Origin of the sequence: Frankia sp. R82 (assembly GCF_023716925.1) — a bacterium.
Lineage (GTDB): Bacteria > Actinomycetota > Actinomycetes > Frankiales > Frankiaceae > Frankia.
This window is the reverse complement of record NZ_JAMQQG010000286.1, coordinates 25,180-42,120: the sequence shown is the minus strand read 5'-3', so window position 1 is coordinate 42,120 and position 16,941 is coordinate 25,180. Positions and strand designations below refer to the sequence as shown.

Genomic DNA, 16,941 nt, shown 5'->3' with positions numbered 1-16,941 from the left:
GTGGTCAGCATATACCGATGATCTTATTGTAAGTCTGACCGGCGCTGAGCGCACCATGGCCTACTGCCGGGCGCGGGCGACCACTTCCTCGGTGGTGAGTGGCCCGCGTGGGTGGTAACTCAGGCTGAGGGGCGTTCGGATCTTGCGCGGTGCCTCGCCCTCCAGCGCGACGTAGAACTCGCCGGTGCGTAGGCGGGAGATGTCCGGGACATCTCCGCCCTTGGCCTTCGCCATCTCCCGGGCCACTTCCACCTGCGTGGGGCTGTTGAGCAGGCCGTACATCTGGGTGGCGGCATTGCCTGGCACCCGGTTGTGCAGGGCGCGCGGTGCCTGGGTGGCGAACACGAGGCCGAGACCGTACTTGCGGGCCTGGGAGGCGAGGGCGAGTGTGCTCTGGGTGCACGCGGTCATCGCACCCGACGGGACGAACGTCTGGGCCTCGTCCATGACCAGCAGCCCGAGCAGGGGACGGTCCACCGCGGGGTTCTTCTTGATCCAGGAGAAGAGCGCCATCTGAAGCTGGTTCACGAAGCTCTGCCGGACGCCCTCGTCGGGCAGACCGACGAAACTGATGACCGAGATGCGGGCACGCTTTCCCGCCGCCGGGGTGAGCAGGACGCCGGGGTCCGCGGGCGTGCCGGAGCCGCCGAACAGCGGGTCGTTGACCATCGCGGCGCTGAGTGTCTGGGCGAGCCCCGCAGCTATCTTCTCGGCGCCGTCCAGGTCGATGATGTCCGCCGGTAGATCGGCGAGAAGGGAGATCAGGCCGGTCAGCCGGGTGCCACCCCGGTGGCCGAAGTGCTCGACGGCCCGGCGCAGCACCGCGCGGCCCAGATGTGCCTTCGCCGCCCTTCCGTCCAGCATCGCCCGCGGCACCAGGGCGGCGACCGCCACTTCCACGGCCTCGGCGAACTCGTCAGGGTCGGCCAGGGTGGCCGGGAAGTCCGGCAGGGGCTGAAAGCTGAGCGTACGACCGGCCTCGCGGCGTGGGGTCCACACCACGACCTCGGTGTTGTCCAGGTACTCCACGGCTCTGGGGCCGTCGTCCGCACCCCAGAGGCTCGGCGGCTCTGGCCAGGCGTCCCCGAGGCGAGCCAGGTCGTTGTTGGGATCGAGCACGATCGCGGATACGCCCCGCAGGGCGCATTCCTCGACGATGCGGCGCAGGAGCACCGTCTTGCCCGAACCCGAGCCGGCGATGACGATCAGATGCTTGCGCAGGGCCTCCAACTCGAGTGCCACGGGCTCCGCGGTCGCGTGATCGTGTCCGATATCGAGGGTCGGTCGCACCAGCGGGGGGGTCCCGGTGGTTCCGGTGCTCCCAGCGGTATCCGCCACGGAGGTCGTCTCCGTGGGCGTGCCCTTGGGTCGCGTGACGGTGGCGCTCGCTTCCGGGGGCAGCCAGTCGGCGACATCGCGGAGCGCCTTACCCAACACCGTGACCGTCTCGGTGGGGCGTCGGGCCAGCAGCCACTGGCCCAGGTCGGACGTCCCGTGGCTCGGTGAACTCCGGTCCTCGTCGAGCATCGTCCGCAGCGCCGAGAGGATGCGCAGATCCTCGTGGTCGAGCGCCAGGGTGTCGCCGTGGGAGGCTTCCACGACGTCCAGCGACTCGCGCGTCTTGGCCCCGGTCGACCAGTCCTCCTGGCGGAGTAGAAAAAGCTTTCGCTTGCTGATCTCCGGGTCCAGGGCGGCGGCTGTGATGGATCTGCGGAGTCGGTTCAGCGCGGCGTTTCCGTGGTGCCCACCACTGACCGCGCGAAAGCACCAGTGAACCTCATCCTCGATATCCTCGGCGAGGGTGAGGCGCAACCGGGCGTGCAGGTCCGGCCGCCCGCTCGGCGCGGGATCGATCGAGAAGCGTTTCGGGCTGTCCGGCCGTTCCAGAATCCACGCGGTGAGGCCGGCGGCCAGCAGGGGCGGCACCGCGGTGTCCTCGGTTTCGGGCTCCAACGGGGTGATCACATCCGCCTTGTGCTTCAGCTCGGCGAATCGCTCGTCGTAGCGGGCGAGAACAGTCGTGCTGATGGTCGGAAGGTCGGGATCCACCTTCAGGGGTGGTCCCGTCGTCTTCTCCTTGAGGGTGCGCATTTCAGTGGCCTCATCGCGCAGTCGGCAGGCGCGGATGTGGGCGTCGATGAGGATGAGAAGTTGCCGTGGGGTGAAGTCCCCGCCGGATGAGAAGGCGTCCGGATGAATGGGCCAGGTCGGATACGGTGGATCGAAATCGGCCGCCGTGAAGTAGGGCTTGAAACGCTGCGCCACGATCTCACGGGCCAGGTCCGGGCGGTTGATCGACTTCAGCTGTGGAGCTTCCCGGAAACGGTCGCGGACAGTGTCGACCGCCTTCTTTTTGATCAGATCCCAGGAGCCGGGGATGCAGGCGACCACCGTCAGGGTGCGCCTGGTCCGTTCGCGCAGGGTCATCAGACCCCCGGCGATGCTGTCGAGCAGAAGCAGCTGCGCCTGGCTGGGAGCGTGGCTGGGCTCGCTGCCGGCCGCGGCGGAGTCGACGAGCAGATTGGACTGCGAGAGCAGGACGTCGATCTGGTCGAAGGCCATCACCGAGGGGCCGGTCAACGCGATCAGGCGCGACAGCTCCTGGACGATCTCCTCCGCGGTGCGGGTGGTGCGACGCATTCCCCAGAACGCGCGGTCTCCGGGTGTGCTCTCCTCGTCGCAGGCGAAGTAGTCGTCGGCGATGTTCTGGTGGTCGGTGCCCGGGGACGCGCTGAGGGCCAGCGCTCGGGCGGTGTCCCGACTGGTCCGAAAGACGTAGCCGTCCGACGCGGAGATCGCGGAGATGAACAGGTCCAGCTTTTCCTTCGTCAGCTCGGTCTCGCCCAGCAGCGCACGTCGCTCCGCGGGCGGAACGCCCACTCGGGCCGAGAGTCGCCGTAGGAGCACGCGAAGCTGGGTCTCACCGTCCGCCATCGGTCGGGCCAGCCCGTCGAGCATGGACGTCAGAACGCTTACCCAGATGTCCTTGGTGCTCAGAAGGCTGACGAGAAAGAAATAGCCACCCTGCTCCTGGGCCTCGCGCCGTAGCCAGCCCAGCAGGTGGGTCTTGCCGGAGCCACGCTGGCCCTGCAGCACCAGACCGATGGGGCTGGCGTCCGCGCTGTCCGCGGCTTCGCGCAGACCGATCTCCACCGCCTGGACCACACCTGGATGCAGGCCGTCCACATGGTAGGAAAGCGACCGCCAGACGTCGTCCGGTACCGGCGCCCAGGTGAGCTGGATCGAATCCAGGGCGGCCCGCTGCGCGCTGTCCATCACACTCCGATGGCGAGCAGATGCTTGTCCTGACCGCCGATGCTCACCGACGCGGCCCAGTCGGCGTCGGTGAGCATCTTCTGGTTGTTCTCCGGGACGAGGTTGACGTCGCCGCCCCGGCTGAGAATGACCAGCGCCGCATCGAGGTCGGCCGGCGCGACGTCGGTGAAGAACGGTCGGATTCTGGTCAGTGACACCCAACCCCCGGGCTCCGCGGTGAGTGCCGTGTAGGCACCGCGCAGCCGGATCTCCAGGTTTCCCGGCCGGCGCGTCGGGGTGACAGCGGCGCGGGAGAACATCTCGCCGAGACTTTCGAACTCGCTGCGGGGCACTACCCGGTTGAGCAGGTTCAGGTGTACCGCGAGCAGAGCTCCGCCGATGGCCCGTGCCCGCGGGCTGCTCACATCCACCGGCGTCTGGAGCCGCACCCAGCCCTTCTCGTCCAGGTCATGCTGATAGGTGCGACGGGAGCGCACGCTGCGCAGCAGCCGCAGCCGGTTGAGCTTGTCCCGCTGAGGCTTGCGGACGTCGATGCCGTAGAGCTCGAAGAGCTCGGTGTTGAGCATCGCGCGGGCCTCCGCCATCAGGGCGAGTAGGACGGCTCCGTCGGAGGGGGTGAGATCGTCGTCGGCCACGGTTTCCCTTTCGCGGGTCTGCTGTCCCGCATCGGCCCGCCCGGAGGCGTGCTGGATGGTCACGGTGTGGTGGTGGTGGTGGTGGCGGCGGGCCGGCCGTCGGCATCCAGGCCATAGGCCCGGATGGTGCGTACGGTGATCCGGTCGACCGTGGAATCGGCGGCCAGCAACGCCAGATATCGCTCGGCGGCCCGGTGGGTACCGGCGTTCACCTCGGCCAGCAGCCCGAACCGGTCGCCCGCGTCGAAGAGCAGTTGGGTCAGCTCGTTGGCTTCGGCCTCGCGGCCGCTGTCGGCGACCGCCCGCAGCTGGTTCAGCTGATCCGCGGACGGTGGTTCGCGGGGCTTGTCGCGTACGCGCACCAGGTGGCGTCTGGCGGCGGCATCGGAGGCGTTCGCGCGTGCCTCCAGCTCGGAGACCCGGCCGAGGCTCGCGAGCAGCCCGGCGAGCAGCTCGGCCGCCATCCATTCACCGCGCTGGGCGAGTTCCCGTAGTTCGACGACGGCGCCTCGCTCGGCCAGGAGTTCGGCGAGGTTCTCCGCCGCGCGGGCGTTGCCCCGCTCGGCGAGGCTGCGTAGCTCGTACGCCCGTCCTCCGTCGGCCAGGAGTTCGGCGAGCTGCGCCGCGCTGTGGGGATCGTCCTTCGACGGGTCCCGGAGCTTGTCGACGTGTACCTGCAGTCGGATCAGGGCATCCCAGCGGTCCCGTCGCTGCTGGTCGGCGGGCTTCGCCGCCAGCGACACGTCGGCGACCTCGAGGGCCTCGTCGAGCCGGTCCTGGCGGCGCAGGAGCGCGATGAGCTCCGCGCTGGCCGCGGAGTCGTCATGTTCGTCGTGGAGCCGGCTCAGTGCGCGCTCGGCGTAGGTGTAGCGCATCCGGGCCAGCGCCGCGCCGGCCAGCCGGCGCAGATCCTCGGCGCCGCGCAGATCCCTGGCCAGCGCCTGCCACAGGCTCTCCGGCGGGCAGATGGTCCGGCGGGCCCGACCGATGTATTCCGTCAGATAGTCCGCCGCGCGGTAGGAGACGGCCGCTTGGTGGTCGCCGAACGTCTCCGCCGAGCCGTCGTCGCCGTCCGGGACGAGCGCGGTCACCTCACCGTGGCGCGGGCTCGCGGCGTGCGCCAATGCGCGTTCCAGCCAGGTCCGCGCGGGCGAGGCGCGTTGCGAGCGGGTCAGATAGCCGGCCATCGCCGTGGCGAGGGTGTCGGTGGACAGCGAGACGCGTACACCAAGCCGGCGCGCGTCCGCCGCACTGGAGATGGCCGCCTGACAGTACGGAGTAGGCGGGACCTCCCACAGATGGACGAGGTCAGGTGCGGCCGCCAGGACCTGGGTGAATCCCGTGTCGACCATGCTGAGAGCGGTCGCCACGCGCTGATCGGTGGGCGCGAGCGCACGAGCACGCCGCAGTTCGCCCTCGCTGAGCTGGGCCGAGACTGGGATCAGCTCCGAGGCTTCGAGGATCTTCCGATCCTCGGCGTAGATGTCACCGGTATCGCCGTAATCCAGTTGTCGGCGTGAATGATAATGGACGGGCCAGACCGTGCCGACGATGATCATCCCCGCTTTGCGGAGGGCTTTGAAGTCCGCCTGACGCAGCGGCGGATCGGCACCGAGGAACTGGTGGAAGTCATCCAGCCAGAGCACGGTGTCCTCGGTCGGCACCTGGACGAGATCGCGAATCTCCTGGGTGGTCGTCGGCTGCGCCAGCCACCACGAACCTGGCACGAGCTCCCGGACGGCTTCGAACAGCGATCGGGTCTTACCGCAGGAGGAGCCGCCGAGCAGCAGGACGAAGACGCCCTCCTGTAGACCCTTTTTGATCATCTCGCGGAGGGTCTGGTCAAAATCCCGTTCGACATAGCGGGGAAACTCGCTGCTGCTGCTGCTGCTGCTGCTGCTGCCGCCGCCGGTGGTTGGCCGGCCGAAGCCGTCGGAAAGCGGAATCGCGGGATGGACCCCAAGATCACGGCCGGTTGCCTCGGCGACGTGGCCGGCGAGCGCCGGCCCCTGGCCGACGCTCGTGCTCAGCCGCTGCCATGCCCGCCGTACCTTCTGTCGTTCCTCGGACGGCACCTCCAGGACCTCGAGCAGGGTCCTGAGCAGGTCGTTTCTGATCGTCCTGCGGCCGTTCAGCGCGTCGCTCACGGTGCTGGTGGGCAGTTCGCAGTACGGCGAACCCGAGACCGCGAGTTTCTTTGCTGCTCGCTGGATATCGCCGAGGCTCAGGCCGCTTCGTTTCTGGATGCCCTGGAGATGGGCGGCGAGATCACTCCACGAACGCACCGTCAAGAGATCACCGGAATCGGCTGCGCTCAGCGTTGTCATCCCTCCGGCCCCCCGCCTCGGACGTTCCGGGACAGCATACGAGCACGCGCCGCCGCGCGTCATCGTGCAGGTCAGGGATCTGGCATCGTTAGCCGCTTCCGGCTTCCGCCGGGTTCATCCGTAGCCATCGACCGGTCAATATTCATCCTGCTGCACTCGGTCCAGTTCAACGGAAACTGTGACTGGTTGCGGGGTGTGCAATGGAGAATCAGGCCGTACGAGGACGGTCAACGGGAAAGGTTGCTTCGGCGGTCAGTGTCCGTCAGGTGATGACGATGCTGGGTCGGCACGGCCTGAGCGTGCGTGGCTACGACATCGAACATGTGCGTGTTCTGCCCGGGCCGCGGGGCCAGCCCGCGTTCGGAGCGAGCCCGCACGACGGAGGCGGCCGGCCGCTTCTCGGGTCACGGCGGCGACCACTCATCCAACTGTCGGACCTTGCCCTCACTGACAGGCGGACGGCGATCATCACGATCTTCCACGAGATCGCGCATCACCGCTCCTTTCTGGCGGCCGGCCATGGTGGGAGCGAGTACGAGGCGGAACGGTTCGGCGAACGGATGTACCACCGGTTCGCCCGGCGGCTGGCATAGCGCTCCGGGCCTCTTGCGCTTTCACGCCACGCTGACCTGTTCCGACCTACCCGCAGGCCATCCGGTGTGGGCGTGCGGCGCGGGCCAGATCGAGCACGGCGACCAAGGCTGTGGGGCCGAGAACGAGGACGAATCCGCCGCCGGTGTCGGTGCCACCTCGCGACCGCGCAGATATCGCCGTGTCGAGAAATGCCGACCGTGCTAATTGTGTTGGTTGCTTGTCGCGGCGGCGAGAAACCAGGACTCGAACTCGCGGTTGGCGAGCACGACGGCGATGTGCCGGTCGGGCCGGGTGGCCTGGGCACGAGAGAGCAGGGTCGGAGCCAGCGCGGCAGGACAGTCGTCGTCGGCATCGAACACGACGAGGATCGCCGGCGCGGTGGGAGTGAGGACGGCTACCTGCTCGATCGTGCAGTCCCAGCTCGGGGTCCTCGACGGCGACGAGCGGGACCACGCCGGTCCAGGTGCCGGGCTGGAACAGCGCGGTGAGCAGCCCGGCAGCAGCCAGAGTTCCATCGGACATCGCGACCGCGGGGAACACCGCCACGCCCTGCTCGGCGGTCGGGTCGGCCATGCGCAGCCGGACGGTCTGGTACTGGTCGATGGTGAACGTGTCGATTCCGAGCGCGCCGGGCAGGATCGCGCCAAGATAGTCATCGACGCGCTGTTTCGCGGCCGGGTTACGGGCGGCGAGCTGGTCGAGGATCTCGGCGAGCCGCCCGCCGGCCGGGTCCAGGGTCAGCTGCGCGGCACGCGGGTGCGCGGGCCGCATCGCGGCCGGGCTCAGGGCGTGGAACGCCATCCCGCGCAGCGCGGCATGAACGGGGGCGAACGGCAGCCAGCGGGCGGCGGCGGGCAGCACCAGGGTGCCGGTGTCCGCGACCGGCCCCATCAACTGGTCAGGACCGCGAAGAACCCGGCCGTGGTGGGCCAGGTAGCTCGCTGACATTCCAGGTTCGGCGCTGGTGACCGTGCATTCCTCGTGTTCGATCACCGTGCCGGCCTCGGCTTCGGCCGCATCGTCAAGCCGAAGCCCGATGGCGTAGCGGGCCGTCAGCCGCTGGGCACCGGTGCTGGACGAGCCTGTTGGCGGACGCACCTCGACGTGTACCTCGAGGTGCACTCGGCCCGGACCTGCAGGTGAAGGCCCACGGTGAAGCACCACGGCAGGGCCCTGGCGGTCGGTGACAGCTTGGCCCGGAGAGCTGGCCAGCGCGTCGCCCACGAAGCGCACCGCGTCCAGAACGTTGCTTTTGCCTGCGCCGTTCAGCCCGAGCAGCACCGTCAGCGGCCCGAACGTCACCTCCGCGTCGCGGATCGACCGGAAGCCCTGTACCCGCACCCGGCGCAGAAACGGTACCGGCTGAGCGCTCCCGTCCACCCCACGACCTCCCACCGCACCAGCCTACGGCCCAGGATGTCGGCTTCCCGTGCTGCGCGCAGTAATCACCCGGATGGCCTGTGCGGAGGTGATTGCGACCAAGCGTGGCCACCAGTTCGCTCTGGTCGTACAACAGTGGTCTAGTCTCCCTCATTGCGACAAATGGGGGTGCGGCGTCTGGGGGTGGGCGTCGCGACGACGGCGGGGGTCGGTGTGCGCGAGGGGGAGGGCCGGTGGGAGACGGTCACGGCGTCGCAGTTCTCGCATGAGCGGGAGGCCCTGGAGCAGGTCAGGGCGCTGCTGCCGGATGCCGAGCCCTACCGGGCCTGGTCGAACTTCACGTTCACCGCGACGACCGGGCACATCCGCGAGGTGGACCTGCTGGTCATCGCCCGCGGCGGGGTCTATCTCATCGAGATCAAAAGCCTGGCCGGGCGGCTGACCGCCTCGGGGTCGAACTGGACCCAGCATCGTGCCACCGGTCAGCCGCGGATCTTCGACAACCCGCTGCACCTGGCGAACCAGAAGTCCAAGGAGCTGCGCTCCCTGCTGGAGAACGCCAGCCGCGCGCACGGCAAGGGGCGGGTCCGGGTTCCGTTCATCCAACCGGCGGTCTTCCTGTCGAACCCCACCCTGCGGGTCGAGCTTCCCGACCACCAGCTGCACTGGATCTTCGGCCCCGCTTCGGCCACGGGCACCGCCACCAGGAACGCGCTGCCGTCGATCTGGTCCGGTCTGCTGGACGCGCCCCTGCGCGACGAGCGGCAGCGGATCCTCCCCGACCTGTCGAAGGCGCTCGCCAAGCTGCTGCCGGCGGTCGGGATCGCGCGAAGCCGCCGCCACCAGCAGGTCGGCTCCTGGCAGCTGGAGTTCCCGGCGTACGACTCGGGCCCTACCTGGCAGGACTACCACGCCGCCCATGCCCAGGTCGCCTCCGAGCGCCGCCGGGTGCGGATCTACCTCGTCGAACGGGCCGCGGGCGAGGCCGAGCGGGCAAGCCGCGAGGCAACCGCCCGCCGCGAGTTCCTGGTGCTGCACGGAATCGACCATCCGGGCATCGTTCAGGTCGACGGACTGGAAAGCCACGAGGCCGGCCCGGCGCTGATCTTCCGGCATCGGCCGGACGAACTGCGCCTCGACCAGTATCTCGACCGCTACGGCGACCGCCTGAACGCCGAAACCCGACTCGGAATGATCCGCCAGCTGGCGGAGGCCGTCGCCTACGCGCACGGCCGCCACCTCTATCACCGGGCGCTGGCGGCCCGCAGCGTTCTGGTCGTGCCCTCGGGCCGCCACAGCAGCCGACAGACCGGCGACGAGCAGGGTTGGCTCGCGCCCCGGCTGGTCATCAGCGACTGGCAGGCCGCGGCCCGCGACGTCGGCTCCGGGTCGGGTACGGGCGTCCTGACCAGCGCGATGAGCAAGACGTCGATGGCGCTGGCGATCGAGCCGGCCGCCCGGTTCCTGCCGCATCTGGAGCTGGCCACCGCCGGCTACCTGGCACCCGAGATCGGCGCGCCCTTTCCGGACCCGGTCGGGATCGACGTCTTCGGCCTGGGCGCACTGGCCTACCTCATCCTCACCGGCCAGCCGCCCGCGGACGGTCCCAACGCCCTGAAGGCCCGCCTGGAGCAGTCCGGCGCCCTGCATCCCGCCGAGGTCGTCGACTCGCTGTCCGAGACCGCGAACGATCTGGTCGCGGGAGCAACCCAGCCGCTGCCCGAGGACCGGCACGCGAGCGTCGGTGAATTCCTGGACTGGCTTGTGCTCGTGGAGGAGGAGCTCCGTCCGGACTCAGCCGCAGCGGCCGGTAACTCCGCGGCGGGGGATGCTGCGGCCGGCGACTCCGGGGTCTCCGGCGACGCGGACGCAACGGGGACGGCGTCGCCGACGAACCCGCCGGGCCAGGACGAGCCGGAGCCCGACCCCCTGGAGGCCCAGCGCGGCGATCTGCTCGGCGGCGAGTGGCGCGTGCGCGAGCGCCTCGGCACCGGCTCGACCAGCCGGGCGTTCCTCGCGCACAACGAGCGGACCAACCGCGACGAGGTCCTCAAGGTCGCCCTCTCTGACGAGCGGGCGGCGCGGCTGGCACATGAGGCCTCGGTCCTGCGCCGCCTCGGCGACTCCCGGGTGATCCGCCTGGCCCGACCGGACACCCTGCTGATCGGCGGGCGCGCCGTCCTCGTCCTGGACCATGCGGGCGAGCAGACCGTGGCCCGCAAGCTGCGCGAGGGCCGCCTGTCGGTCGACGAGCTGGAGACCTACAGCGACTACCTGTTCGGCGCCGTCGACTACCTGGACGGCGAGGGCGTCGCCCACCGCGACCTGAAGCCCGACAACATCGTGATCAGGCGCCGGCCGAACCGCACCTACCAGCTCGTCCTCATCGACTTCTCGCTGGCCAACCACTCGGTGCGCGACGTCGCCGCCGGAACCCCGCGCTACCTGGACCCGTTCCTCGGCACCGGCCTGCGCACCACCTACGACGACCACGCGGAGCGCTACGCGCTGGCCGTCACCCTGCACGAGATGGCCTCCGGTGAGCTGCCGCTGTGGGGGGACGGCTCGGCCGAGGCCCGGTTCACCCAGGGACCGCCGACCGTGGCGACGGAGGCGTTCGACCCCGCGATCCGCGCCGGCCTCACCTCCTTCTTCCTGCGAGCGTTCGACCGGGATGCCACCCGGCGCTTCGCGGCGCTGAAGGACATGCGGGACGCCTGGCACGCCGTCTTCCGCGCCGCCGACTCGACCCCGCCGACGAACACCGCTCATCCCGCGGCGCACGACGGAGCGGGCCCGTCTGGCCGTGCATCCCTCGTTGTCGCCCCCGGGTCGGTGGTGGCCGGGGGCGACAACGATGAGGAGTCCGCGCGACGGGCCCGTGACGCGGCCGCCGCGGTGGCGACGAGCGAGACCCCGCTGGAGGCCGCGGGTCTGTCGCCGCGGGCGGTTTCGGCGGCACACCGGCTGAACGCGACGATTGTCGGCGACCTGCTCGCCCTGGGCTCGAAGGAGATCATCAGTCTGCCGGGCACGGGTGCGAAGACCCGCCAGGAACTGCAGTCCCGCATCCGCCAGTGGCGCCGCGCCCTCGCCGCCGCCGCCGCAGCAGCAGCGGCCGGAACTGGCACGACGACCGGCGCCGCCCCGGAGACAACGGCTGACCAGCCTGGCTCGGCCGGCCAGCAACCGCCCTCGGCGGACGCCCCGGGCGCCGCGGCCGACTACGCCCGGATGCCCGTCGAGGAGCTGGCCGGCCGGTTGCTGCCCCGAGCCCTGCCCGGCGGTCGCAACGCCACCGAACGAGAGGCGACCCGTCTGCTGCTCGGCCTCCCCGACGGCGAGGGACGGCTCCCGGAGGTGCCCCTGTGGGCGCCGCAGCAGCAGGTAGCCGAGCGGGTCGGGGTCACGCCGGGCCGGATCGCGCAGGTGCTCATCGCGCGCCGCAAGGCCTGGCATGCCGACCGCGCGGTCCGCTCGGTCCGCGACGAGCTGGTCGAGATCCTGGCCGATGCCGGCCGGGTGATGGGCTTCGAGGACCTGGTGACCGCCATCCTGGCCGGTCATGGCAGCGGACGGCCGCCAGCGGAGCGCCGGGCGCTGGGAGCGGCCACGGTCCGCGCCGCCCTGGAAACCGTCGACCGGGACAGCGAGCCCACCCTCGCGCGCCGGAAGTTCTACGACCGGACGCTCGTGGCCCTGGAGGCAGCCGAGGACGACGGCCCGCTCACACCCACCGCGCCCGCGCTGTTCGCCTACGCGATCGCCCTCGGCAAAGCCGCGGACCGGCTGGCGAAGGCCGAGGAGATCCCCGCACCGGCGACCGTGCTGCGGGAGCTCGCAGCCGTCCGCGCCGCCGCCCCGGCCGCGGGTAACGCAGGCAACGCGGACGAGGCCGGTTCGGCGGGCGATGCCGCGGGGGTGATTGACGGGCTCGCCGGGCTGCCGGCGCTCGACGAGCAGCGTCTCGTCCGGCTCGCCGCCGCCGCGTCCCGTAACGCCGCCGCCAACGCCCGCCTCGAGATCTACCCGCGCGATCTGGGCCTCGTCCGGGCGCTGCGACTGGCACAGGCCGGAGTGCTGCCACCCCGGCCGGCTCCGATCCCGGCACAGCCGGGCGGTCCGGGTGAACGCCCCGACCGGCCGCTGCTCGAGGTGCCGGCCATCCATGAACGCGTCACCACCCGCTTCCCTGGGCTGACGACCAGGCTGCCCACACATCCCGCGCTCGACGGCCCCCTGGCGGACGCCGGGTTCGTCCTCGAATGGGACGCGGCCCGCGATGGCTACGTGCCGCCCTATCGCCTGCTGACCTCGACCGGGCTCGGCTCGCGGGCGACACCGTCGGTGCGCCAACCCACCAACCTGGGCAGCCGCCCCGCCCGGCAGGTCCACGACAGCCCCGAGCAGGCGGCCGCGTCGCTTGCCGAACAGCGACTCGTCGCCGCCGCCGAGGCCGGCGGGTTCCGGGCGCTCACCGTTCGGCGCAGCCGCTACCTGGCCGCCCGTGCGGAGCTCGCCCTGCCGCACCGGTTCGCCGCCGAGCCGGTTGACGTCGCCGCCGTCTTCCTCGACGCGCTGCACGCCCAGGTCGACCCCCGGCCCAGGCCGACCTGGGCCACGATCCTGCGCGCCGACACCGCCGAGCCGGGCAGCCGCGCCGCTGGCAACCTCGCCGAATACGTCCGGACGGCCTGGGACCGGGCCGCGCCTCTGCTCGCCGGGCTGATCGACACCCCCGGCCGGACCGGGCCGCACGGTGGACCGGCGCCGCTGCTGCTGCACGACGCCGGCATCTTCGGCCGCTACGCCGGCCGCGGCATGGACCTGCTGTTCGCGCTCGCCGAGCGGGCCCGCGCCGGCGGACGGCCCGTCTGGGTGCTCTGCCCGACGACCGAGCCGACCCGCCCGCCACGCCTCGACGGCGCCCTGGTCCAGGTGGCGACCGAGAGCGAATGGATAGCACTGCCGGACGCCTGGATTACCAACTGGCACCGGTCCGGGTCCGGGTCCGGCGATGCCGGGCCGGGTCGGGCCGGGAAGGCGTCCTGACCACTGGAAAGCCGCTGATATCTGTTGTGCGTGGGTGGGGGAGAGGCTTGTGATCGACCGGGTGGCGTTGCTGAAGGACGCTCAGCGGCAGGTGAAGGACCTGGAAAAGGATCTGCGGGCGCAGGTCGACGAGGTGACCGAGGTCGGAACGCGGCTGCGCGCCGAGTACGACCGGGCCTTCAAAGTCGGCCGGACGGCGGCGACCTGGTCGGCCTGGCTCGGTGAGCGGGTCACCCAGGCGGCGGTCGCCTGGGTGCTGGGCACCGTGTTTGTCCGCTTCTGCGAGGACAACGGCCTGATCGGCGACCCGTACCTCGCCGGCCCCACGACGGCCCGCCTCACCCTCGCAGAAGAGCGCACCGAGGACTTCTACACCCGCCACCCGGAGAAGACGGCCCGCGACTGGCTGCTGGCGAGCTTCGACGAGATCGCCAAAGTATCGGTCGGCGCCGCCCTGTTCGACCGACGGCACAACGCCCTGTTCCAGATCCCGCCCACCCACGACGCGGCCAAGAACCTCCTTGCCTTCTGGCGGCGGCGCACCGAGTCCGGCACCCTGATCCACGACTTCACCGACGCAACCTGGGACACCCGTTTCCTCGGCGACCTGTACCAGGACCTCTCCGAAGACGTTCGCAAGAAGTACGCCCTGCTCCAGACCCCGGAGTTCGTCGAGGAGTTCATCCTCGACCTGACCCTGACCCCCGCCATCGACGAGTTCGGCTACGACGTCGTCAAACTCATCGACCCCACCTGCGGCTCCGGCCATTTCCTGTTGGGGGCGTTCCGCAGACTGCTCGCCGAGTGGGAGAAAAACGCCCCCGACCGCGACGTCTTCGAACGGGTACAGCTAGCACTGGATGCGGTGCACGGCGTCGATGTCAACCCCTACGCATCGGCCATTGCCAAGTTCCGCCTGACCATCGAGGCACTTCGTGTCGCCGGGGTGACGGTCTTGGACTCGGCGGCCGGCTACACATTCCCATTGCATGTCGCCACCGGTGACTCGCTGATCAAGTATCGTCAACCAGACCTCTTCGGCGATGCCCGCGACGAACTCGCGGAATTCACCTACGCCACAGAGGATCTTGCTGCTCACCCTGGGATTCTCGACGAGGGTCGTTACCATGCGGTCGTGGGGAATCCTCCTTACATTCAGGTGGCAGATAAGAAAATTTCTAAAGCTTATCGCGATCGTTACGCATACTGTCATCGTGAATATGCTCTAACTATCCCATTTTTCGAGCGCCTTTTTAAACTTGCGCGTCCGGACGGTGCTGCCGGTGGCGGTGGTTTTGTTGGACAAATCACAGCAAATTCATTCATGAAGCGTGAGTTTGGCACAAAATTGGTACGTGACTTCCTCCCGGAAATTACTCTAAATAGAGTGATCGATGTTTCGCTGGCACATATTCCACACCATGGAACGCCGACCGTAATTATTCTTGGCCGCCGGCAGTGGCCCAGCAAGGGGGGTGTCGTTCGGTCGGTACTCGGCATTCTCGGCGAGCCAAGTATCCCGACCGATCCTTCCAAAGGGCTTGTATGGTCAGCCATCAAGAAGCAATATGATCATCCAGGAAGCGTGAGCCCATGGGTATCGTGTGCCGATGTTCCGATCGGCCGGTATTTCCGGCATCCATGGAGCTTGTCTGGCGGTGGAGCCGCCGACCTAGCCGAATGGCTGAATATTGGACGGCCGCCACTCGCCAAAATAATTGACACAGCCGGGCGAATGGTGACGACCGGCGACGATTCCGCATATGTCGTTAGACGAACAGCGACCCTCGGGTCTGAGGTCTCCCTAAGCTGCGCTGTCGAGGGTTCATTTGTGAGAGATTGGGGACTGGTCGAGCCTGTATGGATCCTAACGCCGTACTCGGCAAAGTGGGAGTTGCACGCCGCCCACAACCTCGGCATGATACTTCATCTTCTTTGGCCGCTGAGAACGCCACTTTCACTCCGGAAGCGGTTCGGTGTTCCGCTTCGTGATCTTGGTCGGCCTTGGTATGAATGGCGAGAGTTGTACCACTCCAAGATGAACGGTACTTCCACAATCGCTTATCCGCGTGTTGCTACACATAATCACTTCTTTCTTGAGCGCGCGGGAATTCCAATAAAAGACACAGCGCCAGTTCTGAAGCTGCCGATTAATGCGAGCGAGGGGGAGCATCTGGGGTTACTGGGCGTACTGAACAGCTCGACGGCGTGCTTCTGGCTCAAGCAGGTCAGTCATGATAAGGGTAGTCAGGGTGTAAATGAGGGTGTTAAGTCCCAGGCTTGGGAGCGGTTTTACGAGTTCACCGGTACCAAGCTTCGAGATTTCCCGCTGCCAGCGGAGTATCCGTTGGACCTGGCGCGGGAGCTGGATGGCCTGGCGCAGGGGCTGACGGCGGTGAGCCCAGTGTCGGTGGCTGCAGACGAGGTGCCGACGCGAGGCCGGCTGGCCGCGGCACAGGTCGAGTGGGAGTCCGTCCGGGCGCGGATGATTGCGTTGCAGGAGGAGTTGGACTGGCAGGTTTATCGGCAGTACGGGCTGCTCGCCGATGAGTTGACGTTGCCGATGGACGATGTTCCTGAGATCAGGTTGGGGGAGCGGGCGTTCGAGGTTGTGCTGGCGCGGAAGATCGCGGCCGGTGAGGAGGCATCGGAGTGGTTCGCCCGGCATGGCTCCACCCCGATCACCGAGCTGCCCGAGCATTGGCCGGCCGAGTACCGGGCGTTGGTGGAGAAGCGGATCTCCGTCATGGAGACCGATCGGAACATCGGGCTGATCGAGCGGCCCGAGTACAAGCGCCGGTGGGCGACCGAGGGGTGGGACAAGCTTCAGGATGCGGCGCTGCGGGACTGGCTGCTTGACCGGCTGGAGGCCCGCGAACTGTGGTTCGCCGACGTCGACGACATGGTCCAGCCCCGGCTGTGGACCACCGGGAGGCTCGCCGACGAGCTGGCCGGCGACGCGGACTTCGTCGCCGTCGCCGAGATCTACCGGCCGGGCGAGAACCTGGCCAGGGTCGTCAGGGATCTGGTCGAGAACGAGCATGTCCCGTTCCTCTCCGCCCTGCGTTACAAAGACTCTGGTCTGGTCAAGCGGGCCGACTGGGAGTTGGTCTGGGACCGGCAGCGTGCCGAGGACGCCGCCGCGGATCCGGAGGCCTCGAAGGCGATCCGCGACAGCATTCCGGTGCCGCCGAAGTACGCCCCGGCCGATTTTCGCAAGCCCAGCTACTGGCGAGCTCGGGGCAAGCTGGATGTTCCCAAGGAGCGGTTCATCTCCTATCAGCCGGCCGGGCCGGACAACGATCCGACGCTGCTGATCGGCTGGGCAGGCTGGGACCACCGCGAGCAGGCCCAGGCGCTGGCGACCCTCATCGTCGAACGCCAGGACAACGACGGCTGGAACGCCGAACGCCTTACTCCGCTGCTCGCCGGCCTGCACGAGGTGATGCCCTGGGTGCGTCAGTGGCACAACGAGGTTGACCCGATGTACGACGGCTCGCCTGCCGAGGTCTACGACGCGTTCCTCGCCGACGTGATGGGCCGGAACAACTTGACCGCCGACGCCCTCACCGGCTGGCGCCCGGCGCCGGCCGCCCGTGGCCGGAAGGCGGCGCAAAAGTGACGGACCCCGTCCGTACCATCCGTACTCGGATGCATCAGACCACTCGCCTGACCAC

At 69.0% G+C, this 16,941-nt stretch carries 7 protein-coding genes; 3 read left to right on the top strand and 4 right to left on the bottom strand.

What is annotated here, in order from left to right:
- Nucleotides 1-60 precede the first annotated feature (60 nt).
- The 3 genes from ND747_RS21840 to ND747_RS21830 are packed head-to-tail and all read right to left on the bottom strand — an operon-like array spanning nt 61 to nt 6,202.
- Entirely contained in the window at nt 61-3,276 is a 3,216-nt protein-coding gene (locus ND747_RS21840; protein ID WP_251735912.1) for an ATP-binding protein, read from the bottom strand.
- The gene (locus ND747_RS21835) at nt 3,276-3,974 is read right to left on the bottom strand and encodes a hypothetical protein (RefSeq protein ID WP_251735910.1); all 699 of its coding nucleotides are present in this window, start codon (nt 3,972-3,974) and stop codon (nt 3,276-3,278) included. The genes ND747_RS21840 and ND747_RS21835 overlap by 1 nt, the downstream gene beginning before the upstream one ends.
- Complete coding sequence (locus ND747_RS21830) at nt 3,971-6,202, bottom strand: hypothetical protein (RefSeq protein WP_251735908.1); 2,232 nt, start codon at nt 6,200-6,202, stop codon at nt 3,971-3,973. Before ND747_RS21830 ends, ND747_RS21835 begins: the two co-directional genes overlap by 4 nt.
- A 311-nt stretch (nt 6,203-6,513) precedes the next feature.
- On the opposite strand from ND747_RS21830, the gene ND747_RS21825 reads away from it, so the two are divergent.
- Nucleotides 6,514-6,831, top strand: a complete 318-nt coding sequence (locus ND747_RS21825) for a hypothetical protein (protein WP_251735906.1) — start codon at nt 6,514-6,516, stop codon at nt 6,829-6,831.
- A 46-nt stretch (nt 6,832-6,877) separates the two neighbouring features.
- On the opposite strand, the gene ND747_RS21820 is transcribed toward ND747_RS21825, so the two are convergent.
- Nucleotides 6,878-8,212 carry an AAA family ATPase gene (locus ND747_RS21820; RefSeq protein ID WP_251735904.1) on the bottom strand — a complete coding sequence of 445 codons (1,335 nt, stop codon included), beginning with the start codon at nt 8,210-8,212 and terminating at the stop codon, nt 6,878-6,880.
- A 213-nt stretch (nt 8,213-8,425) separates the two neighbouring features.
- On the opposite strand from ND747_RS21820, the gene pglW reads away from it, so the two are divergent.
- Nucleotides 8,426-13,264, top strand: a complete 4,839-nt coding sequence (gene pglW, locus ND747_RS21815) for a BREX system serine/threonine kinase PglW (protein ID WP_374216293.1) — start codon at nt 8,426-8,428, stop codon at nt 13,262-13,264.
- 49 nt (nt 13,265-13,313) lie between these two features.
- A complete protein-coding gene (gene pglX / locus ND747_RS21810; protein ID WP_251735901.1) occupies nt 13,314-16,886 on the top strand; it encodes a BREX-2 system adenine-specific DNA-methyltransferase PglX in 3,573 nt (1,190 codons plus the stop codon).
- The last annotated feature ends 55 nt before the right edge of the window (nt 16,887-16,941 follow it).